26 protein-coding genes are annotated in these 23,817 nt (G+C 71.8%); 10 read left to right on the forward strand and 16 right to left on the reverse strand.

Annotated features, from left to right (window positions below; all coding sequences use genetic code 11):
* Positions 1-2: 2 nt before the first annotated feature.
* From L3i22_RS46510 to L3i22_RS46520, 3 genes are all read right to left on the reverse strand, one after another.
* On the reverse strand, positions 3-680 hold the full coding sequence (locus tag L3i22_RS46510) for a TetR family transcriptional regulator (RefSeq protein ID WP_255657669.1): 678 nt from the start codon (positions 678-680) through the stop codon (positions 3-5).
* A complete protein-coding gene (locus tag L3i22_RS46515) occupies positions 677-1,852 on the reverse strand; it encodes an isoprenylcysteine carboxylmethyltransferase family protein (RefSeq protein ID WP_255657670.1) in 1,176 nt (391 codons plus the stop codon). The genes L3i22_RS46510 and L3i22_RS46515 overlap by 4 nt, the downstream gene beginning before the upstream one ends.
* Before the next feature lie 224 nt (positions 1,853-2,076).
* The gene (locus L3i22_RS46520) at positions 2,077-2,970 is read right to left on the reverse strand and encodes a hypothetical protein (RefSeq protein ID WP_221323799.1); all 894 of its coding nucleotides are present in this window, start codon (positions 2,968-2,970) and stop codon (positions 2,077-2,079) included.
* A gap of 467 nt (positions 2,971-3,437) precedes the next feature.
* Here L3i22_RS46520 and L3i22_RS46525 point away from each other — a divergent pair, with 467 nt between their 5' ends.
* From L3i22_RS46525 to L3i22_RS46535, 3 genes are all read left to right on the forward strand, one after another.
* Positions 3,438-3,992, forward strand: coding sequence for a hypothetical protein (locus L3i22_RS46525; RefSeq protein ID WP_221323800.1), 555 nt, complete (start codon positions 3,438-3,440; stop codon positions 3,990-3,992).
* 223 nt (positions 3,993-4,215) lie between these two features.
* Positions 4,216-4,938, forward strand: coding sequence for a HipA family kinase (locus L3i22_RS46530; RefSeq protein WP_221323801.1), 723 nt, complete (start codon positions 4,216-4,218; stop codon positions 4,936-4,938).
* Complete coding sequence (locus L3i22_RS46535) at positions 4,935-5,303, forward strand: DUF3037 domain-containing protein (protein ID WP_221323802.1); 369 nt, start codon at positions 4,935-4,937, stop codon at positions 5,301-5,303. Before L3i22_RS46530 ends, L3i22_RS46535 begins: the two co-directional genes overlap by 4 nt.
* A gap of 210 nt (positions 5,304-5,513) precedes the next feature.
* Here L3i22_RS46535 and L3i22_RS46540 read toward each other — a convergent pair whose 3' ends face one another.
* Entirely contained in the window at positions 5,514-6,383 is an 870-nt protein-coding gene (locus L3i22_RS46540; RefSeq protein WP_221323803.1) for a transglutaminase-like domain-containing protein, read from the reverse strand.
* A gap of 2 nt (positions 6,384-6,385) precedes the next feature.
* On the reverse strand, positions 6,386-7,219 hold the full coding sequence (locus L3i22_RS46545; protein ID WP_221323804.1) for a MerR family transcriptional regulator: 834 nt from the start codon (positions 7,217-7,219) through the stop codon (positions 6,386-6,388).
* A gap of 76 nt (positions 7,220-7,295) precedes the next feature.
* Between L3i22_RS46545 and L3i22_RS46550 the strand changes: the two genes are divergently transcribed.
* From L3i22_RS46550 to L3i22_RS46560, 3 genes are all read left to right on the forward strand, one after another.
* A complete protein-coding gene (locus L3i22_RS46550) occupies positions 7,296-8,363 on the forward strand; it encodes an ATP-dependent DNA ligase (RefSeq protein ID WP_221323805.1) in 1,068 nt (355 codons plus the stop codon).
* Positions 8,364-8,431: 68 nt separating this feature from the next.
* The gene (locus L3i22_RS46555; protein WP_255657671.1) at positions 8,432-10,006 is read left to right on the forward strand and encodes an alpha/beta hydrolase; all 1,575 of its coding nucleotides are present in this window, start codon (positions 8,432-8,434) and stop codon (positions 10,004-10,006) included.
* Between the two features lie 3 nt (positions 10,007-10,009).
* Positions 10,010-10,459 (forward strand): GNAT family N-acetyltransferase, encoded by a 450-nt coding sequence (locus L3i22_RS46560; protein ID WP_221323806.1) that lies wholly within the window; start codon positions 10,010-10,012, stop codon positions 10,457-10,459.
* A gap of 96 nt (positions 10,460-10,555) precedes the next feature.
* Here the strand turns inward: L3i22_RS46560 and ligD are convergent, their stop codons facing one another.
* From ligD to L3i22_RS46575, 3 genes are all read right to left on the reverse strand, one after another.
* Positions 10,556-11,581: a non-homologous end-joining DNA ligase gene (gene ligD / locus L3i22_RS46565; RefSeq protein WP_221323807.1), complete on the reverse strand. Its 1,026-nt coding sequence runs from the start codon at positions 11,579-11,581 to the stop codon at positions 10,556-10,558.
* Between the two features lie 168 nt (positions 11,582-11,749).
* Positions 11,750-12,274, reverse strand: coding sequence for a hypothetical protein (locus tag L3i22_RS46570; protein WP_221323808.1), 525 nt, complete (start codon positions 12,272-12,274; stop codon positions 11,750-11,752).
* Between the two features lie 100 nt (positions 12,275-12,374).
* On the reverse strand, positions 12,375-12,860 hold the full coding sequence (locus L3i22_RS46575) for a hypothetical protein (protein ID WP_221323809.1): 486 nt from the start codon (positions 12,858-12,860) through the stop codon (positions 12,375-12,377).
* Between the two features lie 63 nt (positions 12,861-12,923).
* Here L3i22_RS46575 and msrB point away from each other — a divergent pair, with 63 nt between their 5' ends.
* A complete protein-coding gene (gene msrB / locus L3i22_RS46580) occupies positions 12,924-13,343 on the forward strand; it encodes a peptide-methionine (R)-S-oxide reductase MsrB (protein WP_221323810.1) in 420 nt (139 codons plus the stop codon).
* Here msrB and L3i22_RS46585 read toward each other — a convergent pair.
* From L3i22_RS46585 to L3i22_RS46600, 4 genes are all read right to left on the reverse strand, one after another.
* Complete coding sequence (locus L3i22_RS46585) at positions 13,324-13,800, reverse strand: dihydrofolate reductase (RefSeq protein WP_221323811.1); 477 nt, start codon at positions 13,798-13,800, stop codon at positions 13,324-13,326. The genes msrB and L3i22_RS46585 overlap by 20 nt on opposite strands.
* An 85-nt stretch (positions 13,801-13,885) precedes the next feature.
* Positions 13,886-14,683: a thymidylate synthase gene (locus L3i22_RS46590; RefSeq protein WP_221323812.1), complete on the reverse strand. Its 798-nt coding sequence runs from the start codon at positions 14,681-14,683 to the stop codon at positions 13,886-13,888.
* 14 nt (positions 14,684-14,697) lie between these two features.
* Complete coding sequence (gene wrbA, locus L3i22_RS46595) at positions 14,698-15,303, reverse strand: NAD(P)H:quinone oxidoreductase (RefSeq protein WP_221323813.1); 606 nt, start codon at positions 15,301-15,303, stop codon at positions 14,698-14,700.
* Positions 15,304-15,371: 68 nt separating this feature from the next.
* Positions 15,372-15,626, reverse strand: a complete 255-nt coding sequence (locus tag L3i22_RS46600; RefSeq protein ID WP_221323814.1) for an isoamylase early set domain-containing protein — start codon at positions 15,624-15,626, stop codon at positions 15,372-15,374.
* 83 nt (positions 15,627-15,709) lie between these two features.
* Between L3i22_RS46600 and L3i22_RS46605 the strand changes: the two genes are divergently transcribed.
* Positions 15,710-16,156 carry a GNAT family N-acetyltransferase gene (locus tag L3i22_RS46605; RefSeq protein WP_221323815.1) on the forward strand — a complete coding sequence of 149 codons (447 nt, stop codon included), beginning with the start codon at positions 15,710-15,712 and terminating at the stop codon, positions 16,154-16,156.
* 221 nt (positions 16,157-16,377) lie between these two features.
* Here L3i22_RS46605 and hemQ read toward each other — a convergent pair whose 3' ends face one another.
* The 3 genes from hemQ to hemE form a co-directional block, all read right to left on the reverse strand.
* Complete coding sequence (hemQ, locus tag L3i22_RS46610; protein ID WP_221323816.1) at positions 16,378-17,079, reverse strand: hydrogen peroxide-dependent heme synthase; 702 nt, start codon at positions 17,077-17,079, stop codon at positions 16,378-16,380.
* Positions 17,076-18,467, reverse strand: coding sequence for a protoporphyrinogen oxidase (hemG, locus tag L3i22_RS46615; RefSeq protein ID WP_255657673.1), 1,392 nt, complete (start codon positions 18,465-18,467; stop codon positions 17,076-17,078). Before hemG ends, hemQ begins: the two co-directional genes overlap by 4 nt.
* A 157-nt stretch (positions 18,468-18,624) precedes the next feature.
* Positions 18,625-19,656, reverse strand: a complete 1,032-nt coding sequence (hemE, locus tag L3i22_RS46620) for a uroporphyrinogen decarboxylase (RefSeq protein WP_255657674.1) — start codon at positions 19,654-19,656, stop codon at positions 18,625-18,627.
* Positions 19,657-19,738: 82 nt separating this feature from the next.
* On the opposite strand from hemE, the gene L3i22_RS46625 reads away from it, so the two are divergent.
* A complete protein-coding gene (locus tag L3i22_RS46625; protein ID WP_221323819.1) occupies positions 19,739-20,311 on the forward strand; it encodes a DUF3000 domain-containing protein in 573 nt (190 codons plus the stop codon).
* A gap of 768 nt (positions 20,312-21,079) precedes the next feature.
* Here L3i22_RS46625 and L3i22_RS46630 read toward each other — a convergent pair.
* Positions 21,080-22,279 carry a S1C family serine protease gene (locus L3i22_RS46630; RefSeq protein ID WP_221323820.1) on the reverse strand — a complete coding sequence of 400 codons (1,200 nt, stop codon included), beginning with the start codon at positions 22,277-22,279 and terminating at the stop codon, positions 21,080-21,082.
* Positions 22,280-22,457: 178 nt separating this feature from the next.
* On the opposite strand from L3i22_RS46630, the gene L3i22_RS46635 reads away from it, so the two are divergent.
* Positions 22,458-23,759, forward strand: coding sequence for an HRDC domain-containing protein (locus L3i22_RS46635; protein WP_221323821.1), 1,302 nt, complete (start codon positions 22,458-22,460; stop codon positions 23,757-23,759).
* The last annotated feature ends 58 nt before the right edge of the window (positions 23,760-23,817 follow it).

The raw sequence follows: 23,817 nt of genomic DNA on the forward strand, positions 1-23,817 counted from the left end.
CCCTAGGACTTACCGGCCCGCTTGATCCGGGAGCGGAGCACCCGGGTGGCCAGCGGGCCCAGCTCGTCCATCACCTCGATCAGCACCGCGAGCTGGTCGAGCGCGTCCAGCGCCTGCCGGCCACCGGCCGGGTCGATCCCCTCGTAGAGCTCCAGCCCCACGAACGCCGACGAGATCGCCCGGGCCAGCCCCGGCACGTCGGCGACCTCGGCGATCGGCGAGCCGGCCAGCACCCGGCGCAGCACCGCCTCGATCTCGTCGGTCCACAGCTGGAACGTCTCCCGCATCGGCTCGGCCAGCCGCTCGTTGCTCTGCGCGGCCGCGAGCGTCTGGGCCAGCACCGACACGTTGCCCTGGGCCAGCTCGGCGGTGTGCAGGTCCCGGCCCACCTGGAGCAGCTCGCGCAGCGACGTGACGGCGGCGAACCGGTCCGCGTAGTACGCCACCCGCTGCTCGGTCGCCTGCCGGCAGGCCGCGCCGAGCAGCTCGTCGACCGAGCCGAAGTGGTAGAAGACCAGCGCCTGGTTGGCCCCGGCGGCGGCCGCGATGGTCCGGGCCGACGCGCCGGTCACGCCGTGCTCGCGCAGGGCGGTCAGCGCCCCGTCGAGCAGGCGCTGCTTGGTGTCGGCCTTCTTCAGCGGTTCGTTGTGCAACGGCTCGCTCTTCAACGGCTCGCTCACCTGACTCCTCCGGCGGGGTGCGGCGGGGCGATCTGGGCATCGACGATCAACTGTGCCAGGCGATTCACGATCGGAAAATTCAAGATCCAGCCGACGTACGCCCAGAGCAGTCCCAGATGGTCGAACGCGGACGCCACGGCCGCCACCCCGGACGCCGAGTATCCGTCATCGGCGGCGTAGCGGGCACGCCACAGCGGGGTCGGATACGTCGCGGCGGACACGATGGTCAACCGTACGGGCGCACGCAGCGCCACGAAGTCCCGGGTCGCCGCGCACGGCCCGCAGTCGTCGTCCAGCCAGAGCCGGGCCTCGACGGTCGCGTAGGGCCGCCGGCGGGGCCACCAGTCACGGACCTGCCGTCGATAGTCGACCCACCGCTCGCCGTGCCGTTCCCGCAGGTCGTCGCGCTCGTGCGGGGCGGCGGTCCCGACCAGGAAGACGACCGTGGCGGCGACCACCACGGCCAGGGCCGGACTGCGCGTGACCACGGCCAGCAGGGCCAGCAGCAGGACCGCGCTGAGCTGCATGGGGTTGGCGACGTACGCGTACGGGCCGGTGGTGACCAGGCGTCGCGGCGGGTCCCAGGGGAACGGGGTGCCGGCACCGCGTACGGCGAGCTCCCGGACCGCGGCCAGCGCCGGAACCGCGACCGCGGCCGCCACCTGGGCCAGAGCGGACAGCGCGGGTCCGGGCAGGCTGCCCAGGTGCGCCCAGCTCCCGTCGCCGAGCGTGAAGATCGCGGTGGGCAGCAGCCAGAGGATCAGGCCGGCGAAGACCGCGATCTGCAGCCCGACCCGGGCGAACAGGTGCCGCCGGGTCGCCGTCCAGCGGCCCAGCAGCTGGGCCGGCAGCGCCACCGTGGCCAGGCCGAACAGGTCGCCGAGCCACCAGTGCTGGCCGAGGTGGACCAGCGGGTCCAGGGCCGGCATGGCGATCAGGTCCAGCCAGAACAGCAGGCCGAGGGTGATCGGGAGCGGCAGCCAGCGGTGGAGCAGCACCGGGAGTGGGCCCCAGAGGGCCGCCCAGCCCAGCCAGAGATCGACCGGCATGCCCCGGAAGGAGCCGTCCACCTGGGCGAAGGTGTACCAGCCGGGGTTGATCTCGTCGAGCACGGCGATGCCGACCGCCGCGGCGATGAACGCCAGGGCGGCGCCACTCTTCTCCCGGCCCACCGCGTCGTCCGTCCCTTGGCCTGCCGCGACGTCCGCCCCTTGGCCCGCCGCCCCTTGGCCCGCCGCCCCTTGGCCCGCCGCCCCGCGGCCCGCTGCGCCTTTCGCCCCGCGGCCCGCTGCGCCTTTCGCCCCGCGGCCCGCTGCGGCGGGTTTTTGCCGGGCTGTTGCGGCCGCTGCCAGCACGGCGGCGGCCGGGAGCAGCAGGGCCAGGTAGCGGGCCAGGATCATCGCAGCGCCAGCATGTCGAGCAGGTGGCCGGCGCCGGCGTGCATGAAGCCGTCCTGGAGCGGCCCGAAATACCACGACGGGTCGAGCCCACGCCGGTAGTCGATGTGCAGCGTGACAGCCGTCCCGCCGGCCACCGCGTGCCAGCTGAGCGTGGCGTCCCGCATGCCGACCCAGCGGTCGGTGATCGACGTGTCCTCGACGACCGTCCAGGTGACCCGCGCCGGCCCGGACTCCCCGACCTCGGTCACGATGTCGCCGCCCGGGCCGTGCGAGCTGCCGTGATAGGCGAACGTCCAGCGATCCCCCGGCTCCAGGCCGGCGCCGTGCACGTGCTCCGGCATCGGCACGCCGAGCAGCCGCAACGGCAGCGATCGGGTGGCCACCGGCTGCGGGCCGGCCTCGAGCATCGTCCGCACCCGCTCCGGGGCGAGCGCGACCACCCGGGTGACCTCGACCGACTGGTCCGGGTGCACCCGCCAGTCCGCGCTGGTCCCCTCGACGCTGCCGACCAGCAACAACGGCAATGGGAGCACGGCCAGCGTCTTCGCGCCGCCCTTCTTGACCGCCTGCACGCCGGCGGTCGCGATGTGCGCGACCAGGTAGACCAGCGGGGCGGCCAGCAGGACGCAGATGGCGCCCTCGTGCAGCCAGACCGCGGACAGCAGCAGGGCGATCGTGGTGATCCGGAAGGTCCGGCCGTGCGCGCTCCGGCCCGGGGTCAGGGCCAGTGTCACCGCCAGCAGGATCGGGAACGCCACGAAGACGGCGGCACTGTCGGCCCGCCCGGAGCGGACGGTGACCACGAACGCGGCGACCCCGATCACGGCGATTATCCCGGCCAGCCACCAGTTGGCCGGCCGGATCCGCGGCAACTCGTCCTCGTCCGGCACGTGTTTCTCCCTATGGTCGTGAGCGGCCACCCCCCGTTTGAGCGACCGCTCAAATCGAAGCCTAGACGAATTTAAGCAACTGCTCAAGTCCAGATCCACCACGCCTTTCACCCCGCCTTCCACCGCGCCCCGGACCGGCCAGACGCCTGGACGTGCCGCACCCCTGAAGCGGTTGATCCCCTGGGCCGACCGCGCCCCGGGCGTCAGCCGAGCCCCGGCACGGCCGGACCCCGGGAGCAGCCACGCTCCGAATCGGCCGCACCCTCAGATCAACCACGCCCTGGATCGGCCACGCCCCGGATCGGCCACGCCCTGGATCGGCCACGCCCCGGATCGGCCACGCCCTGGATCGGCCACGCCCCGGAGCGGCCGTGGCGAGCGGTCGGCGACTGATTCGGTCGGCAGGTTGGCGGCTTACGTGATTGCGGTGTAAGCATGTAATCACTGCAATGACCGAGGAGGTCGTCATGCGTTTTCGTCCCACCCCGCCCGGAGCACGTACCGAGCCACCGCCCGCTGACGACGCCGCCGCCTGGGTGACCGGCGCGGTGCCGGACGGCTGGTTCTCCGAGCCGCCCGAGGTCGTCGTCGACCGCGACGAGATCATCATCTGGGGCCGGCTGCCCGAGCCGGACCTGGCCGCCGACGCCACCGAGGCGGACCGGGCCGCCGCCCACAGCGGGCGGATCACCCAGTTCCGGGAGAACACCCGCGACGACCGGATCCGGGTCGCCCGTCAGGTCGAGCACCGCTACCAGCGCAAGGTCGCCTGGGGCACCCGTTGCGGCGACACCTCGGAGCTGTACACGCACCTCGCCGCCCCGGTGATGACCCGGCTGCGCCAGCCCGAGCGCCAGGTCCTCGACACCCTGGTCGACGCGGGCGTCGCCCGTTCCCGCTCGGACGCGCTGGCCTGGTGCGTCAAGCTGGTCGGCCAGCACACCGAGGACTGGCTGTCCGAGCTACGCACCGCGATGACCAAGGTCGACGAGCTGCGCCGCCAGGGCCCGAACACCCAGTAACCACCCCGGCCGCATCCCGCCCGCCGACGACGAGACCACCGAGCAACAGGCATCTCGCTCGCCGATGCCGAGCGGGTCAACGCCGAACGCAGCAAACAACGCGCATCTCCCCTCCGACGACGAGAGCGCCGAGAAACAGCTGCCGAAACGCGGTCGTTTCGCGGCGCTCTCGTCGTCAAGGGGCGAGAGGCCGCCGGGTGAGGCGAGGCCATAGGCTCAGCGGGTGCTGCGCCAGGTCACCGCCATCCGTTATGTCACCCCGCTACGCGAGGGTGGCTCGCTGCCCGGAGTCGTCGAGGCCGACGACCTCGGCACCTACGTGGTGAAGTTCCGCGGCGCCGGCCAGGGGCCGAAAGCGCTGGTCGCCGAGGTGATCGCCGGTGAGCTGGCGCGCCGGCTCGGGCTGCCGATGCCGGAGCTGGCCCGGGTCGAGCTGGATCCGGTGGTGGCCCGCGCCGAGCCGGACGAGGAAGTCCAGGAGCTGATCAAGGCCAGCGCCGGCGGCAACCTCGGGATGGACTTCCTGCCCGGCGCGCTCGGCTACGACCCGAACGCGCACCCGGTCGAGGCCGGGCTGGCCAGCCGCGTGCTCACGTTCGACGCGTTCGTGGAGAACGTGGACCGCAGCTGGCGCAACCCGAACCTGCTGATCTGGCACGGCGGCCTGTGGCTGATCGACCATGGCGCCACGCTCTACTTCCACCACAACTGGGCGCGGGCGGAGAGCGTGGTGCACCGGCCCTACAAGTGGGACGACCACGTGCTCAAGCCCTACGCCACCGAGCTGACGACCGAGGGGCCCGCACTGGCCGCCCGGATCACGCCCGAGCTGCTCGCCGAGGTGGTCGCGCTGGTCCCGGAGGACTGGCTGGACGACGGCGGCCCGGACGCCTACCTCGACCATCTCACGCGCCGTGCCGCGCAACCGGAGGCGTGGCTGCCATGAGAATCCCCTACGAGTACGCCGTCATCCAGGCCGTGCCCCGGATCGAACGCGGTGAACTGATCAACGTCGGAGTGCTCCTCTACTGTCATCGACAGGACTTCCTGGCCGCGCGCACGCACCTGGACGACACCCGCCTGCTCTGCCTGGACCCGGGTGCGGACGTGCCCGCCGTCCGGGCCGCCCTGGACTCCTGGGAGGCGACCTGCTCCGGCGGCGGCGCCTCCGCCGGAATGAAGCTCGGCGAACGTTTCCGCTGGCTGGTCGCCCCGCGCAGCACCATCCTGCGGGCCGGCCCGGTCCACATGGGCCTGGCCACCGACGCGGCCGCCGAACTGACCAGACTCACCGACCTCCTGGTCCACTAGCGAGTCGCCACCCCGCACCGACCCACCAGCAAGCGACATCGCCCCGGCGAAGCAGCAGACCCCGGCACCGCACCGACCCATCCACAGGTCGCTGCACCGCTCGGGTCCGTCCGCGGTCGCGAAGCCGCACGGGTGACGGATCCGTCTGCAGGTCGCGGTGCCGCACGGGTGCACGGGTCCGTCCGCAGGTCGCGCCGCCGCACGGGTCCGTCAGCGGATCTCGACGTCGTAGCGCGGGCCGCGCGGCGAGACGCAACGGACCGTCGCGCCCGGGTGCAGCCGCGGATCCTCGGCATATCGCGCCGCCAGCTTCCCCTCGGCGGCGGCGTCACCCTCGTCCGCGGCGAGCAGCAGGTCGGCGATCTCGTCCAGATAGGCCAGGTCGGCAGGCAGCTCGGCCGGCATCTCCGCCCAGGACATCTCGGCGAACGGGATGCCGGCCCCGAAGACGTCCCAGAGCAGCAGCTCATCGCCCATCCGGTGAGCCAGCTCCAGCGTCAGGTAGTGCAGGAGCATCCATCGGCCGCCGATCTCGTGACCGGGCCCGACCCCGTACGTCGAGGGGTCGATCTCACCCCGCCGCATGGCCCGCCACGCCTGCGCCGCGGTGTGCAGCCCGGCCGGGCCCAGCTCCACCTCGGCCAGGTCGACGCCGGAGTCCGTGCCGATCCACCGGGATCCGTCGTGATATTCCGCGATCACGTGGTCGACGTGGTAATCCGGCGCCAGGTAGCCGGCGAAGCCGACCCGGGTGCGAGCCGGCACCCCGTGTGCCCGGAACGCCGCGACGGTCAGCAGCGACTCGTCCCGGCAGCAGCCGACCAGGCGCTCGCCGATCGGTCGTGGGGCGTCGAGCGGCGCGCCGGGGAAACGCTCCTGGTCCAGGTCCAGCATCCGGCTGACCCAGCGGGTGTCGATCTCGGCGAGCCGCTCCGGCGGGAAGTCGATCCCGGCGGCCCGGTAGTGCACGGTCAGGTTGCGGACCGCCGCGCCGATGCCGGCGGCGTCGCCGGGCAGCGCGGCGAGCCGGTCGTGGTGGCGGCCCGGGTCGGAGAACCGGGTCTGTCGGGTCCAGTCCATCGTCAACACTCCTCGATCGGTTGGGCGACCTGGGCGAACGGGTCCTCCCCGGTCAGGCTCTCCCAGTGGTTCAGGTAGATCTCCCGCGGCGGACCGGCGGTGACCAGCCCGGCCTCGGCGATGTGCCGCTGCACCGCGTCGTAGGCGGCGGTGATCCGTGGATAGAAGCAGTCGTCGCGCAGCACCGTGGCGAACACCAGCAGGCGTTCCGGCTCCATCCGCAGCGTGATCGCCGGGCTGGGCTCGACCGGCCCGGCACAGGGCACGCAGACCTCGACGGTCGCCTCGGACTCCGGGGTGACCAGGCCGTGGTAGATCACCCAGTGCCCCGGGCCGTGCACGGCGCCGTGCTCGTCGAGGTGCGCCCGGATCGCCCACTGGGCGGTGCCGATCGCCGGCACCAGGCCCTGCTGGTCGACCTGGACACGCGTGCAGGCGACCTTGCGCGCGGGATCGCGCTCGATCCGTACCGAATAGGTCTTCTCCGGGTCGTCGCCGTGCGCGAGCCGCGTCCGCAGCCAGAAGTAGCTGGCACGACGCGCCTCCATCGCCGCGTCCTCCCCGGCCCACCAGCGGTCGAGACGGGTCACCGCCTCGATGTCGGGCAGCGGGAGCAGGTCGCCGATCAGCGTGAGCGGGGCGCCGAGCCGGCGCAGCAGGCTGATCCGCCGCGCCGGCTCGAGTTGATCGGCGGTGTATCGCCGATAACCGCTGAGCTGCTCGACCTCGGCCGGCGGCAGCAGACCGGACGCGTCATAGAGCCGGAGCGCCTTGGTGGACAGCCCGGCCAGCCGGCCGAACTCCGCCGTCGACATGGAGGTGGTCTGCGAACTCATGCGATCGATCGTGGGGTCTGCCCCAGGGGCCGAGTAAAGGGCTTCCCCGGGAAAGTTTTCCCGGCAGACTGAGCGGATGCAGCTGCCGATCCAACATCCGGTCAAGCCGATGCTCGCCAAGCCCGTCGCGGAGATCCCACCGGGGCAGATCTACGAGCCCAAATGGGACGGTTTCCGGTCGATCGTCTTCCGGGACGGCGACGAGGTCGAGATCGGCAGCCGGAACGAGAAGCCGCTGACCCGCTACTTCCCCGAGGTGGTGCGGGCGGTGCTGGCGAACTTTCCGGAGCGGGCGGTGATCGACGGCGAGGTGATCGTCGCCGACACCGGGCGCAACATGCTCGACTTCGAGGCCCTGCAGCAGCGCATCCACCCGGCCGCGAGCCGGATCACGCTGCTCTCCGAGCAGACGCCGGCCGCGTTCGTCGCCTTCGACCTGCTGGCCCTCGGCGACGAGGACCTGACCGGGACGCCGTTCGCGGAGCGGCGGGACCGCCTGCGGCAGGCCCTGGCCGGGGCCGAACCGCCGGTGTACGTCACGCCGGCCACCGACGACCTGGTGACCGCCCAGAGGTGGTTCGAGGAGTTCGAGGGCGCCGGGCTGGACGGCCTGATCGCCAAGGGCCGCGACCTGACGTACCAGCCGGACAAGCGGGTGATGTTCAAGATCAAGCACAAGCGCACCGCGGACTGCGTGGTGGCCGGCTACCGGGTGCACAAGTCCGCCGAGAACCGGATCGGCTCGCTGCTGCTCGGCCTCTACGACGAGCGCGACGTGCTGGTCTCGGTCGGCGTGATCGGCTCGTTCCCGATGAAGGTGCGCGAGGAGCTGTTCGAGGAGCTGCAGCCGCTGGTCACCGAGTTCGAGGGCCACCCGTGGAACTGGGCGGCGCACCAGTCGGGCGAGCGCACCCCGCGGAAGAACGAGGTGAGCCGGTGGAACAACGGCAAGGACCTGTCGTTCATCCCGCTGCGCCCGGAGCGCGTGGTCGAGGTCCGCTACGACTACATGGAGGGCATCCGGTTCCGGCACACCGCCCAGTTCGAGCGCTGGCGGACCGATCGCGACCCGCGGACCTGCACGTACGAGCAGTTGGAGCACCCGGTCCGGTTCGATCTCGCCGAGGTGCTGACCAGCCGCTGACCGAGGTTGTCGGACCGACCGGCTAGCCTAGGGCGCGCTTGGAAATACGCTCGTCGAAAGGTCGCGCCGTGCCCCGTCGATCGCGTTCGGTCATCGCTCTGCTGGCCGCGCTGGTCTTGACCACCGGGGGCTGCACGCTGCCCACGTTCGCGCCGGACGGCTCGGACGAGCCGGCCGCGGCGTCCGGCGGCGGCGTGCCGACCACCGGGTCGTCGGCGGGCGCGGCCGCCCAGTGGTCGTCCTGCGAGGACGTGCCGGAGAAACTGGTCGGCCAGAGCGCCGCCGGGATGACCTACGAGTGCGCCACCGTCAAGGTGCCGCGCGACTGGGCGAAACCGGACAGCAAGGACACGTATGACATCGCGATGATCCGCATCCGCTCGAAGTCGCAGAAGCAGCGGATCGGCTCGCTGATGCTGAACCCGGGCGGCCCCGGCGGCTCCGGCATCGACCTCGCCGTCTACCTGTCGTTCGGCCCGAAACTCGGCGGCCTGCCCACCGAGATCACCGACCGGTTCGACATCGTCGGCTTCGACCCGCGCGGCGTGAGCCGGTCCAGCCCGATCAAGTGCATCAGCGACGGCGATCAGGACGCCAGCTTCGCCGCCGACCCGGATCCGGTCAGCCAGGCCGAGTTCGACCAGGTCGCGGCGCTGAACAAGAAGATCGCCGACGGCTGCGGCCAGAAGTACGGCGACCAGCTGACCAACTTCTCCACCGAGCAGGCCGCCCGCGACATGGACGCGCTGCGCGCCGCGGTGGGCGACCCGAAGCTGACCTACCTGGGCTTCTCCTACGGCACGCTGCTCGGCGCGACGTACGCGCAGCTGTTCCCGAAGAACATCCGGGCGCTGGTGCTGGACGGCGCGGTCGACGCCACCGAGGACTACATCCAGGGCTCGGAGACCCAGGCCAAGGGCTTCGAGCGGGCCTTCGCCAACTTCACCACCTGGTGCAAGGCGAACGCCACGAAGTGCCCGATCGCCGCCGACCCGCGCGGCGCGGTGACCGACGCGATGGCCAAGGCGGAGAAGTCCCCGGTGGCCTATCGGGACGGCCGCAAGGCCACCGCCGGCTGGATCTTCGTGGGGCTGATCTCGTCGCTCTACACCGAGTCCGGCTGGACCACCCTGGCCCAGGCGATCTCCGATCTGGCCGACGGGGACGCCAAGGGCATCATGGACCTCGCCGATCAGTACGCGGAGCGCACCGCCAACGGCACCTACTCCAACCTGTTCGACGCGAACCTCGCGGTGAACTGCGCGGACACCGAGGACGCGCCGACCGCCGAGCAGGTGCGCAAGCTGCAGTCCGAGTGGCGGGCGAAGTATCCGATCTTCGGCGCGCCGCTGGCGATGGGCATGCTGCCGTGCACCTACTGGCCGGGCAAGCGGGATCCGTACCCGGCCGGCAAGGCGAACGGCGCCCCGCCGATCGTGGTGGTGGGCACCACCGGGGACCCGGCGACGCCGTATGAGAACACCGCGCACCTGGCCGACATGCTGGGCACCGGGCAGGTGCTGACCTGGGAGGGCGAGGGCCACACGGCCTACCCGTCGACGGACTGCATCACCAAGGCCGTCGACGGCTATCTCATCGACCTGAAACTGCCGCAGGCCGGCCTGCGCTGCCCGGCGAAGTGAGCCATGGAATTCCGGCTCGCCACCCGTGACGACGTCCCCGCCGTGCTGGCGCTGCTGGCCGACGACCCGATCACCCGGGCCCGCGGGTTCGGCGCCGTCGAGCCCGGCCCGGGCATCTGGGCGGCCTTCGACGCGATCGAGAAAGACCCGAACAACGAACTGATCATTGGCGTACGGGACGGTGCGGTGGCCGGCACCTGCCAGCTCACCTACCTGCCCGGGCTGAGCCGCGGCGGCGCCTGGCGGATGCAGGTGGAGGCCGTGCGGATCCGCTCCGACCTGCGCGGCAGTGGGCACGGGGCGGCGCTGATGCGCTGGGCGATCGAGCGGGCCCGCGAGCGCGGCTGCGAGATGGTCCAGCTGACCTCGGACAACAAGCGGACCGCCGCGCACCGCTTCTACGAGCGGCTCGGCTTCACCAGCTCCCACGTCGGCATGAAGCTGACGCTGTAGCACCAGACCCGCGCCCGCAACCCAAGCGCCCGGACCAAGTGCGGGCCGCAACCCAAAGCGCGGACCCGGGCGGCGCGGACCCGGGCAGCGCGGAGCCTAGGACTCCCAGTTCGCCTTGTTCATCTTGCTGGGCTGGACCCGCGGCGGCTCGCCGGGCATCTTCGGGTGGTCCGGCGGGTAGGGCATGTCGCCGAGCCCGGCCTTCTCGTCCCGCTCCACCCACTCCAGCAGCGGCGTCAGGTCGTGCGCCACGTCGTCGATCCCGGCGTGCGCGTCCCCGATCCCGGCGAACCGCTTCGGCATCGTCCGCAGGTCGAAGTCGTCCGGCTCGACACCGGGCAACTCGGCCCAGGTGACCGGGGCCGAGACGGTGGCCCGCTGGTTGGCGCGCAACGAATACGCACAGGCGATGGTCCGGTCCCGCGCCATCTGGTTGAAGTCGAGGAACACCTTCTGCCCACGCTCCTCCTTCCACCAGGCGGTGGTGATCCCGGCCGGGTTGCGCCGCTCCACCTCCCGGGCCAGGGCGATCGCGGCCCGGCGCACCTGCACGAAGTCCCACCGCGGGGCGATCCGGACGTAGACGTGCACGCCCCGGCCGCCGGACGTCTTCGGGTACCCCACCCAGCCGAGATCGTCGAGCACCTCGTGCACCACGGCAGCGGCCGCGGTCACGTCGGTGAAGGCCAGGCCGGGCTGCGGGTCGAGGTCGATGCGCAGCTCGTCCGGGTGGTCCGGCGCGGCGCCGCGGACCGGCCACGGGTGGAACACCACGGTGCCCATCTGGGCGGCCCACGCGACGTGCGCCAGGTCGGCGACGCAGAGCTCGTCCGCCGTACGCATGCTGGGGAATGTGATTCTGGCGGTTTTGAGCCAATCGGGCACACCGCGGGTCGGCACGCGCTTCTGGAAGAACGCCTCGCCGTCCAGCCCGTCCGGGAAGCGTTGCAGCGTGGTGGGCCGGTCGCGCAGGGCGCGCAGGATGCCGTCGCCGACGGCGAGGTAGTACTCGAACACGTCGCGCTTGGTGTAGCCGCGCTCGGCGAAGACGATCTTGTCGGGGCTGCTCAGGCGCACGGTGTGGCCGGCGATCTCGTGCTCTTCCGCGGCGGCTTTCGGCATGCCCCCGACCCTAATCCCAAATGACCTGAGGCTCACCGGACCGGCACTTAAAGACCGGATCGGCACTTGAAGACCGGATCGGCGCCTGAAGGCCGCCTGAATGACCTGAGGCTCACCCGACAAAGTCGGGTGAGCCTCACAAATCGGACACAGGAGGGTGCAAAAAAGCTAGGCGGCCCTGCGACGACGCGTGTACCAGAGCGCGCCCGCGCCACCCGCCACCAGCACCGCACCGACCGCGACCGTCGCGCCGACCGGCCCACCGGTCAGCGGCAGCGAGCCGGAGCTGACCCCGCCGCCCTTGGTGATCACGGTCTTGCTCGGCGCCGGAACGGTCTCGTGGTTGACGCCGCCCGGGACCGACTGCACCACGCCGGTCGGCTGCGGGCTCTCGGTGCCGTATCCGGCGTGCCCCCGGGTACCACCGGTGGCGGCCGGGCTGACCGCGGCCGGCGTGGTGGCGGCCGGCGCCGTGGTCGCCACGGTCGCGGTCGTCGCGGCGACGGTCGGCGCGGTGGTGGCCGGCTGCTCGGCGCCGTAACCGGTGTTACCGCGGTCCGGGCTGGCCATCACGGCGGGGTGCCCGGCCTGCGCGGTATCGGCCGCGAGGGCCGGCGACGCGATGGCGAGGGCGGCAAAGGCGGTGACGCCGGCCGCGGGAAGGCCCAGGGCCAGCCGACGAACAAAGCTCATGAGGAGTATCCGTTCTGTTGCTGTTAGGTACGTTTGCATGGTCGCACGGGAGCTTAGCGGGGATTGCCCGTTTTACCCGAAAACAACCTACGGCGCGTCTTCAACTCGGAAGACCACCGAAACGGTGACTTCGCCACAAATGAGACAAAGCGAACACCTTGAGCTCGAATTGCGGATCCGCGGCGAAGAGGCCCCCGCTGTAGGGGGCGGTGAGCTGCACACTGGCGCCCGAGTCCAGGTAGACCGAGACCACGTTGCGCCGGCCACGACGCTCGGCGCGCAGGTCGACGACCCGGTTCCAGGGCACCTCGCCCTCGCCGAGCAACGACGACGTCCGGATCTGGCGCATGCCGACCTCGACCTCGGTGCGGCGCCCCGACATGATCCCGAGCGCGATCCCGACCAGCAGCGGCGCGAACACCAGCACCGCCCACGACCAGGCCGGTGGACTGTCCGGCCCGGGCCAGAACATGGTGGCGATCACCGCCGTGGTGATACTCGCCACGGCGCTCAGCGCACCGAGATACAGGCCGTGGCCGAGAGCTTGCTGGAAGGTCGGCCGGAACGTCGGAGATGCAGCTTCCATAGACGGCTCAACGGCCGGGCCTGGATCGCCGCCGCACGCCAGGTGCGACGTACCTTTGTTGGCATGGCAATCGAGAAGACGCCGATCCAAGAGACTCCGCTGCCCACGACCGAGGACGAGTGGCGTGTCCGGCTCGACCCGGCCGAGTTCCGGGTGCTCCGTCAGGCCGGCACCGAGCCCGCCTGGAGCGGGGAGTATGTCGACACCAAGACCCAGGGGATGTATCACTGCCGCGGCTGCGGCGCCGAGCTCTACCCGAGCTCGACGAAGTTCGACTCACACTGCGGCTGGCCGTCGTTCGACGACGCGATCCCGGGCGCGGTCAAGGAGATCGAGGACCGCACGCACGGGATGACGCGGGTGGAGATCCGGTGCGCGCGCTGCGACGGGCACCTGGGCCACGTGTTCCGCGGTGAGGGCTTCACCGAGAAGAACACGCGGCACTGCGTGAACAGCCTGTCGATCAAGCTCGACGAGCAGTAGTCAGGTCCTCCACCACGTACCGAATCCCGTTCGGTGCGGTCACCCACCCTGTGGAGGCGGTCACCGCCCACTCCGGGCCGAGTTCCGGGGCGTAGGTGTCGCCTTCCACGTCCAGGTCGATCGTCGTTCGCACGATGTGGTCCGCAAGCGGCAGGAACGCGGCGTAGATCGCCGCACCACCCATGACCCAGAAATCGTCTTCGACGATCAAACCCGGATTCGGTACGGACTCAGCCCCGTCCGCCGCCCACGAAGGATCCCGGGTCAGCACCACGTTGCGCCGCCCGGGCAACGGTTTACGCGGCAGCGAGTCCCAGGTCACGCGACCCATCACCACTGTCGCCCCGAGCGTCCGCTCCTTGAAGATCGCCTGCTCGCCGGGGACACGCCAGGGGATCTCGCCCCCGGCGCCGATCACCCGGCGACGCGCCTCCGCCCAGATCAGGTGCACGCTCATGCTGTGCCAGCTCCCGGCATGCTCTCCTGGCCCTCGCCTGCGACGTCGTCGTCAAGCGCGGGTGGCTGCCGCTCGGTGCAGTCGCTCATACCGCAACCGGCGCCTTGATCGCGGGATGATGCCGGTAGTCGACGACCGAGAAGTCCTCGAAGCGGTAGGAGAACAGGTCCGCCGCCGGCGCGATCTCCAGCTGCGGGAACGGGTACGCCTCCCGGCTGAGCTGCTCGGTCACCTGCTCGACGTGGTTGTCGTAGATGTGGCAGTCACCGCCGACCCAGATGAAGTCGCCCGGGATCAGCCCGACCTGGTCGGCGATCATGCGGGTGAGCAGCGCGTACGACGCGATGTTGAACGGCACCCCGAGGAACAGGTCGGCGCTGCGCTGGTACAGCTGGCAGGAGAGCCTGCCGTCGGCGACGTAGAACTGGAACATCGCGTGGCACGGCATCAGCGCCATCTCGTCGAGATCACCGACGTTCCAGGCCGAGACGATCATGCGCCGCGAGTCAGGATTTTTCCGGAGAGTGTCCAGAATTCCGGAAATCTGGTCGATGTTGCCGTTCTTTCCCGGCCACGATCGCCACTGGAAGCCGTAGACCGGGCCGAGCTCGCCATCCGGGGAGGCCCATTCGTCCCAGATCGTCACGCCCTGGTCCCGCAGCCACTGCGTGTTCGTCTCCCCGCGCAGGAACCACAGCAGCTCCACCGCGATCGACTTGAAATGCACCCGCTTCGTCGTGACCAGCGGAAACCCCTGGGACAGGTCGTAGCGCAGGCGCTCCCCGAAGAGGCTGCGGGTGCCGGTCCCGGTGCGGTCGCTCTTCGGCGTCCCGGTCTCCAGCACCCGCCGGAGAAGATCTTCATACTGCGTGTCGACAGCCATGGCCCCATTCTTGCCTAGGCCCGGAGGCGACCCCCGATGGTCACGATCCGGCGCGCCAGGTGATCGAGAGCGGCGTACTGGACGTCGGTCAGCGGCGCGTCGTTGGTGCCACCCGTGACGTGCGACACGCCGTACGGGTTGCCGTCCGCGAACTTCAGCGGATCCGTGTAGCCGGGCGCGACCACCACCCCGCCGAAGTGGTAGATCGTGTTGTAGAGCGCCAGCAGCGTCGACTCCTGCCCGCCGTGCTCGGTCATCGACGCGGTGAACCCGGCGTACGCCTTGTTCGCCAGCTGCCCCTGCGCCCACTGCGGGCCGAGCGTGTCCAGGAACTGCTTGAGCTGACTGGTCACGTTGCCGTACCGGGTCGGCGTGCCGAACAGCACCGCGTCCGCCCACACCACGTCCTCCGCGGCGGCCCGCGGCTCGTCCTTGGTGCTGTCGAAGTGCTGACTCCACGCCGCGTTCGACGCGATCGCCTCGGCCGGCGCCAGCTCGGTGACCTGACGCAGGCGGACCTCCGCGCCGGCCTTCTCGGCCGCCTCCTGGAGCCGGCGCGCCATGGCGTGCACCGTGCCGGTCGACGAGTAGTAGATGATCGCCAGCTTGACGTCTGCCACGATGTGCCCTTCGTCGAGGATGCCTCTGCGAGGTCAAGCAAATCCCCTCGGCGGCCCCGCCGAATCGCTTATAGGCGGAGTTCGCTGCCCTCCGGGTCGTCGAACCAGACGCCCCCGGTCGCCAGGTAGCGGAACCGGTACTCGCCCGGCTCCAGCGGGACGCTCACCGTCCGGGTGCCGTTGCGGCGCACCTGGAGCTCGTGTTTCCCGGGCTGCCAGTCGTTGAAGGTGCCCACCACACTCACCACGCCGGACGGCTGATCCGCCGGCAGGGTGAAGGTCACCCGCGTCTTGCTGCCGAACAACCTACTGCGTTTGATCATCGCGTCCTCCACAGGCCGTAGCCTCATCACTACAACGGCGGGACCGGTGACGGGGGGAAGACGCGCCGCTCTACGCTGTCCCGATGCACCCCGAGCCCCACGATGAGCTGCGAGTTGCCTCGTTCCGCGACCTGAGCGCCGCGACGCTGTACGACCTCCTCCGGCTCCGCGGCGACGTGTTCGTGGTCGAGCAGGAGTGCGCCTACCCGGACCTGGACGGTCGCGACACCGAACCCGGTACCCGACACCTATGGTTCTCCCGTGATCGGGAGATTCGGGCCTATCTGCGGATTCTCGATGACCATGGGACGGAACGGATCAGCCGGGTGGTCACGGCGAAGTCGGCCCGCGGCGCCGGATTGGCCGGCCGGCTGCTGGAGCACGCGCTGGAGATCATCGGCCACCGCCCGAGCGTCCTGGACTCCCAGTCCTACCTGGTGACGTTCTACACCAGGTTCGGCTTCGAGCCGACCGGCCCGGAATACGTGGAGGACGGCATCCCGCACATCCCGATGGCCCGCAAGATCTAAAAGACAAACCACGATTTGGTACGGCGATCAGCTGAGTCCCGTGGCCGCGCCTCACCGGGTCCTTGTGAACCGTGCCCACCCACGGACGTCGCCCTTCCGGTCTGAGCGTTCTGGGCGCCCAGCGCCCTGCTCAGATCGGAAGGGTCCCCGCGGGAGCGACGATCAGTTATTGGCCGCAGCGTAGGCAATGAAGATCTTGAAGTTGATCTTCTTCGTCCGGATCAGGGCAGCGAGGCGGCGATCTCGGCGACCGAGCGGCGGCGGCCGGTGTAGAACGGCACCTCTTCGCGGACGTGGCGGCGGGCCCGGGAGGCGCGCAGGTCGCGCATCAGGTCGACGATCCGGTGCAGCTCGTCCGCCTCGAAGGCCAGCATCCACTCGTAGTCGCCGAGCGCGAACGACGCGACCGTGTTGGCCCGCACGTCCGGGTAGCCGCGCGCCTGCCGGCCGTGCTCGGCCAGCATGTCCCGGCGCTCCTCGTCGGGCAGCAGGTACCACTCGTAGGAGCGGACGAACGGGTACACGCAGATGTACGGCCGCGCCTCCTCACCGGCCAGGAACGCCGGCAGGTGGCTCTTGTTGAACTCGGCCGGCCGGTGCAGCGCCATCTGCGACCAGACCGGGGTGAAGTGCCGGCCCAGCGCGGTCCGCCGGAACAGCGAATACGCCTCCTGCAGCGCGTCCGGGTCGCTGGAGTGCCACCAGATCATCAGGTCCGCGTCGGCCCGCAGCCCGGACACGTCATACGTCCCGCGGACCGTCACGTCCTTCGCCGCGAGCTGCTCGAAGAGCGTGTCGACCTCACCGGCCAGGTCGTCCCGCAGCGCCGGCAGCGGGCTGGACGCCCGGAAGACCGACCACATCGTGTACCGGATGGTGGCGTTCAGCTCGTTGATCCGAGCCGCGTTGGTCTGCTCGCTCATAAATCCTCCAGATAACTACGCACATCGTCCGCCGCCCGCTCACCGCTGGCCACACACACCGGGATGCCCACGCCGTCCAGCGCGGCGCCGGCCACCGCCAGGCCCGGGGGCAGCGCGGCCCGCGCCGCCGTCACCCGGTCCGGATGGCCCGGCGAGTACTGCGGCAGGCCGCCGCCCCAGCGCTGGATCCACGACGCGGCCGGCGGCGGCAGCTCCCCACCGGCCAGCTCGCCCAGCTCCCGGTGCGCGATCTCGAGCAGCGCCCGGTCACTGAGCTGCAGCCGCTCCTCCTCACCGGCCCGGCCGAGCGAGGCCCGCACGATCACCGGACCGTCCGGCCCGGTCAGGTGCGGCCATTTCCGGGTGAAGAACGTCGCCGCCTTGACCAGCGTGCCCTCCCCCGGCGGCACCAGGAAACCGGACAGCTCGGGCAGCGGCGTGCCGGGCGGCAGGGCCATCCCGGCCAGGGCGACGCTCGCGTACTCCAGGCCGTTCAGCGCCTGCGCGGCGGCCGGCGCGACCCCGGCCAGCAACCGGGCCGCCGGCTTCGCCGGCACGGCCAGAATCACGGCATCGACGTCATCGGTCTGCGGTTCGGGTGCCGGCCCCAGCACGAGATGCCACTGCTTTCCGGTACGGATGATCTCCCGCACCGGCAGCCCGAGACTGATCCGCGCCCGCGCCGCCGTGGCCGCCGCCCCGATCAGCCGGCTCATCCCGCCGGCCACCGCCGCGAAGACCGGCTGCCCGGGGGTCCGCCGGCTCAGCGCCTGCGCCGCCCGGACCGCGCCGCGCAGGGTGTGCTCGGTCTCCGCGGTCTGCGCCAGTTGGGGCATCGTGGCGCGCAGCGACAGCCGGTCGGCGCGGCCCGCGTAGACCCCGCCGAGCATCGGGTCGACCAGCCGGTCGACGACGTCCGCGCCGTACCGCGACCGGACCAGCTCGCCGACCGCGATGTCCGCGCCCGGGGCGAGCAGCGGGTGCCCGTCGTCGAGGTCCGCGCTCTCGTCCGGGAAGGCCACCCCGTCCAGCGCGGACAGGTCGCCGGGCACGCCGACCAGGGTGCCGGCCGGGATCCGGGTCAGCTTCCCGCCGATCGCCAGCGCGGCCGGCTGAGCCGCCGGATGCACCAGGGCGTCACCGAGGCCGACCCGGCGGGCGAAGACCACCGCCGCGGACTCGCCGCCGCCGGGGGCACTGTTCAGGAACGACTCGGCGCCGCGCTCGACCGGGATGCCGGCCAGCTCACCGGTGCGCAGCTTGCCGCCCAGGGCGCCGCTCTGCTCGTACACGATGATCTCGGTGTCCGGCGGGGTGACGTCCCGCAGGCGCACGGCGGCCGCCAGACCGGCGATACCCCCGCCGATGACCGCGATCCGCTTCCGCACGCTCTCCACCCTCCCAGGCCGTACCGCCCCGCGGCCAGCGGGGTCAGCCTCTGTGACGCACGCCGGAACCACCAGGGCCGGAGGTCACGTCGCGTAGCCCGGGCCCGCAGGGTTCGAGCCCGACGGGCGAAATGCCGCCGAGCGGAGGCGAGGCCAATTACGCAGTCACCTCGTGCACCAGCGCGGTGAGCCGGGTGAGGATCTCCGGGTCGGTCTCCGGCATCACGCCGTGACCGAGATTGAACACGTGGCCCGGGGTGGCCCCGCCCTGCGCCAGCACCCGGCGCGCCTCGCGCTCCACCACGTCCCAGCCGGCGAACAGGATCGCCGGGTCCAGGTTGCCCTGCACCGACCGGTCCGGGCCGATCCGCTTGGTGGCCACGTCCAGCGGGGTGCGCCAGTCGACGCCGACCACGTCCGCGCCGGCCTCGCCCATCGCCTCCAGCAGCACACCGGTGCCCACCCCGAAGTGGATCCGCGGCACGCCGGCGTCGGCCAGGCCACGCAGCACGCTCGCCGAGTGCGGCATCACGAACTGGCGGTAGTCGGCCTCGGAGAGCGCACCGGCCCACGAGTCGAACAGCTGCACCGCGCTGACCCCGGCGTCGATCTGGATCCGCAGGAACGCCAGAGTGATCTCGGCGAGGCGGGCGAGCAGCGCGTTCCAGAGCTGCGGGTCGCCGTACATCATCGCCTTGGTCTTCAGGTAGGTCCTCGACGGACCGCCCTCGATCAGGTAGCTGGCCAGCGTGAACGGTGCCCCGGCGAAGCCGATCAGCGGCGTCGCGCCGAGCTCGGCGACCAGCAGGCGGACCGCCTCGGCCACGTAGTCCACGTCGTCCACGGTGATCGGCCGCAGCCGCGCCAGATCCGCCGCCGTCCGGATCGGATCGGCGACCACCGGGCCGGTGCCGGGCACGATGTCCAGATCGACGCCGGCCGCCGCGATCGGCACCACGATGTCGCTGTACAGGATGGCCGCGTCCACGTTGTGCCGGCGGACCGGCTGCAGGGTGATCTCGGTGACCAGTTCGGGCCGGCGGCACGACTCGAGCATCGGGATGCCCTCGCGGATCTTGCGGTACTCCGGCAGCGAGCGCCCGGCCTGCCGCATGAACCAGACCGGCGTGTGCGGGACCGGGAGGCCACGGCACGCGCGGACGAACGGGGAATCCTGGAGAACGGTCACCGCGTCATCGTGCCACGTGAGTGAAGAGCCTCCGGCGGCGCGGCGAAGGCGGCCCGGGCGTAGATCGGCATACTCTTCCCCCATGGCGTCCCCCTCCGCTGTTCCCGAGGCGTTCACCCGCGCGGTGGCCGCGTTGCGCGCGGACTCGCCACGGCCGGAGATCCTGATCGAGGAGATCGCCGCGCCGCAGCGTCTCGCGCCCTACTCGTTCGCGCTCAGCGCCACCGTCCTGCGGTCCGGCGACGAGGTCGCCAGCGGTCGCCTCATCCTGCTCCACGACCCCGACGGCCACGACGCCTGGCGCGGCGACCTGCGCCTGGTCACCCTGGTCACCGCGGAGCTCGAACCCGACCTGGCCACCGACCCGCTCCTCCCCGCGGTCGCCTGGACCTGGCTGACCGACGCCCTGGAGCAGTTCTCCGCGGCGTACACGGCGATCGGCGGCACGGTCACCCAGACCGCGTCCACCCGCTTCGGCGAACTGTCCGGCCCGGCCCCGACGGCCGACCTCGAGGTCCGCGCGTCGTGGACCCCGACCTCCGCGGAGATCCCGGCCCACCTGCACGGCTGGTGCGCCATGCTGGCCTCGACGGCCGGCCTCCCCCCGCCGGGCGTCTCCTCCCTCACCGACCGCCACCGAGCCCCAGCCTCGTAGCACCGGCCCGGCAACCGACCTCGCAGCATCGGCCCGGCCACCAGGCTCGCAGCACCTGCCCGGCAACCGGGCTCGCAGCACCGGCCCGGCAACCGGGCTCGCAGCACCGGCCCGGCAACCGGGCTCGTAGAACCGGCCTGGTCACCGGGATTCCGCCGCAGCTGGGCCGCGAATTCAGGCCACACGTCACACGTGCGGCCAAGCCTCCGGCGCGGCTGAGCCCCGCACGCGGACTGCGACGCGGCTGGGCCCCGAACGCGAGCTGCGGGCGCGGCCAAGCCCCAGACGCGAGCTGCGGGCGCGGACCCCGGCACAGCTGAACCCCAGACGCGGCTGCGCTTCAGACGCGAGCTTCGGCGCGGCCGGGCCCCGCACGCGAGCTGCGGGCGCGGCTGCGGGGCTGTGGGCAGCGGCAGCGGCAGCGGCAGCGGCAGCGGCAGCGGCAGCGGCAGCGGATCAGTCTCGCGATACCCCGCGGTCAGGGCCTACGGCCGGACGCCCGGCCAACCCGGCTCGCTGCCGCCGGCCTGGCCGGTCCGCTTGCGGATTCTTTTCCGGTACGCCGGCACGCCGGTGGGTAGTCCCCACCCACCACGGGGGCCTGCCCAATCCCATTGTCCCGCGATCCGCAAGATCACGCGGACGGCCTGTGGACAACCCAGGATTGTGGATAACTTGCGGGGCGCCGGAACCGGGGAAACCGCAGGTCAGCGCCCGAGCAGGGCCTGACCCCAGGTCAGCGCCCGAGCAGGGCCCTGCAGCCGGGAATCAGCAGACCTTGAACGTGCTGCAGGCCGTGGCGATCGGGATGGCCAGGCCGATCCCCTCCGCGTCGCGGGCCTTCGCGGTGGCCAGGCCGACCACCTGCTTGCTGGTGTTGACGACCGGGCCGCCGGAGTTGCCCGGGTTGATCGGGGCGTCGAACTGGATGGTCGGGCCGTCGGCGTCGTCCTCGCGGTAGGCGCTGATGACGCCGGTCGTCACCGTGTCGTCGAGGCCGAGCGGGGCGCCGACCACGACCACCTGCTGGCCGGGCTTGACCTGGCCGGCGAAGACCGCGAGGGGCTTGATGGTCTTCTTGGCGACCAGGAGGGCCAGGTCCTTGGACTCGTTCACCTTGACGATCGTGGCGTTGATCTTGGTGGAGCCGCGTTCCAGGGTGACCGCCTTGTTGCCGGCCTTCCAGATCGATTCGACCACGTGGAAGTTGGTGAACAGGTTCGCGGTGCCGTCGGCGGCCTTGGTGCCGACCGAGAACGCGGTGCCGGTGAAGTCGCCGGCGCGGACCCGGAAGACGCTGGGCAGGGCGGCGGACGAGATGCCCTCCGGGTCGAAGACGTTGGTCAGCGCCTTCTCCAGCTCGGCGCTGCGGTTCTGCTCGCCGGCGACCGCGGAGGCCAGGTCGTTGCTGCTCTTGATCATGGTTTCGATGCGGTAGGCCTGCCAGCCGGTGACCACGAGCAGGAGCACGACGAGACCGAGAATGATCGGCTTGGCGCGGCCGCCGAAGGAGAATCCGGACGCCCTGGGCGCGGTCTGCGGGACCTCGTAGGCCGGGGGCGTGTAGGCCGGCGCGGAGTAGGCCGACGAGGGCTGGTCGGACCAGCGGGGGGCGGCGGCCTCGGGCTGGTGCCAGGCCGGCGCGGCGGGTTCGGCCCGCTGCCACGCGGGGGCCGCGGGCTCGGCTTGCTGCCACGACGGGGCGGCGGGTTCGGGCTGCTGCCACGACGGCGCCGACTCCCAGGATCGCGGCGCCTGCTCCTGAGGCTGAGCCCGGGCCGCCCACGGGTCCGCCGCGCGCCGGTAGTCGTCCTCGTAACGCTCGGCCGGGGCGTGCCGCTCGGACGAGGCCGGACGGTCGGAGCCGTAGCCCTCGCCCGCGGAGGACGCGGAGGACCCGGAGGCGTAACGATCCCGGCGCGGCTCCGGAGAACCGGCTGGGGTGAAGGGCTCGTAGGTGGCGGTCATCCGCACGGCCTCCCGGTGGTTTCGGCGTGGCACCCGGGTATACGGAGCAAACCGCGCAATGGTTGAACCCAGAAGCTGTGCGTCAGCTATGAGATCCGGAACCGGAAGTCGATCGAGAAATCGGCGCGCCGGGACCCGGCTGCGCACGGCAAGGGTGTGACCCCCGTACGGTTACGGAGTGACCGACGAAACACCCCTGCGCCGTCGGGACACGCCAGAGCCAGCAGGGGACGGACCGCACGACGTGCCGCCCGACCCGAGTTCTGGCGGTCCCGAGGCTGTTCCCCTGACGGCACCGCGCGATGGCACCCCCGCTCCAGTGGAGAGTTCGGCCGAGCTCGCCGAGATCGTGGCCCGGTTCGCGGCGGGCACCGGACCGGTGGCCGTGGACGCTGAACGCGCCTCCGGCTACCGCTACACCCAACGGGCCTACCTGGTGCAACTGCGCCGGGCCGGGGCCGGCACCGTGATGATCGACCCGCTGCCGCTGGACGACCTGCGCACCCTGGACGCGGCTCTGGCCGACACCGAGTGGGTGCTGCACGCCGCCAGTCAGGACCTGCCCTGCCTGGCCGAGCTCGGGATGAAACCGCGCCGGCTGTTCGACACCGAGCTGGCCGCGCGGCTGGCCGGGTTCGAGCGGGTCGGCCTGGCCGCGCTCACCGAGCACCTGCTCGGCTTCTCGCTGGAGAAGCACCACTCGGCGGCGGACTGGTCGACCCGGCCGCTGCCGGATTCCTGGCTGACCTACGCCGCGCTGGACGTGGAGCTGCTCACCGACCTGCGGGACCTGCTCGCCACCGAGCTGGACCGGCAGGGCAAGGCGGCCTGGGCGGCGGAGGAGTTCGCCGCGCTGGTGGCCGGCGCCGACCGGCCGCCGCGGGTGCGTGCCGACCCGTGGCGCCGGACGTCCGGCATCCATCGGGTGCGGGGCGCGCGGGCGCAGTCCCGGGTGCGCGCGCTCTGGTACGCGCGGGACGGCGTCGCCGCCCGTCGGGACTCGGCGCCCGGCCGGGTGCTGCCCGACTCGGCGATCGTGGTCGCGGCCGAGGCCGACCCGAAGGACGAGCGCACCCTGCTCGCCATCCCGGGCTTCGGCGGTCGCTCGGTGCGCCGCCTCGCGAAGATCTGGCTGGACGCGCTGGACCAGGCGCGGGCGCTGCCGGACGACGCGCTGCCGGTGAACCTGCCGGTGGAGGGTCCGCCCCCGCCGCACCGCTGGGCCGAGCGCGACCCGGTGGCCGCGGCCCGGCTGGCCCGCTGCCGCGGGGTGGTGGTGGGCACCGCGGAGACGCACCGCCTGCCCCCGGAGAACCTGATCAGCCCGGACTACATCCGCCGGCTGGCCTGGTCACCGCCGGACGACATCAGCGCGCAGACGGTCTCCGACACGCTGCGCGGCTTCGGCGCCCGCAACTGGCAGGTCGGCCTGATCGCCAGCCAGCTCGCCGCGGTTCTACCCGCGCCGCTCACCGACTGAACGGGGTTTTGCGGTTTGACCGCGCCCACCCACGGACGTCGCCCTTCCGGTCTGAGCG

The organism is Actinoplanes sp. L3-i22 (assembly GCF_019704555.1).
In the GTDB taxonomy this organism is placed as follows: domain Bacteria; phylum Actinomycetota; class Actinomycetes; order Mycobacteriales; family Micromonosporaceae; genus Actinoplanes.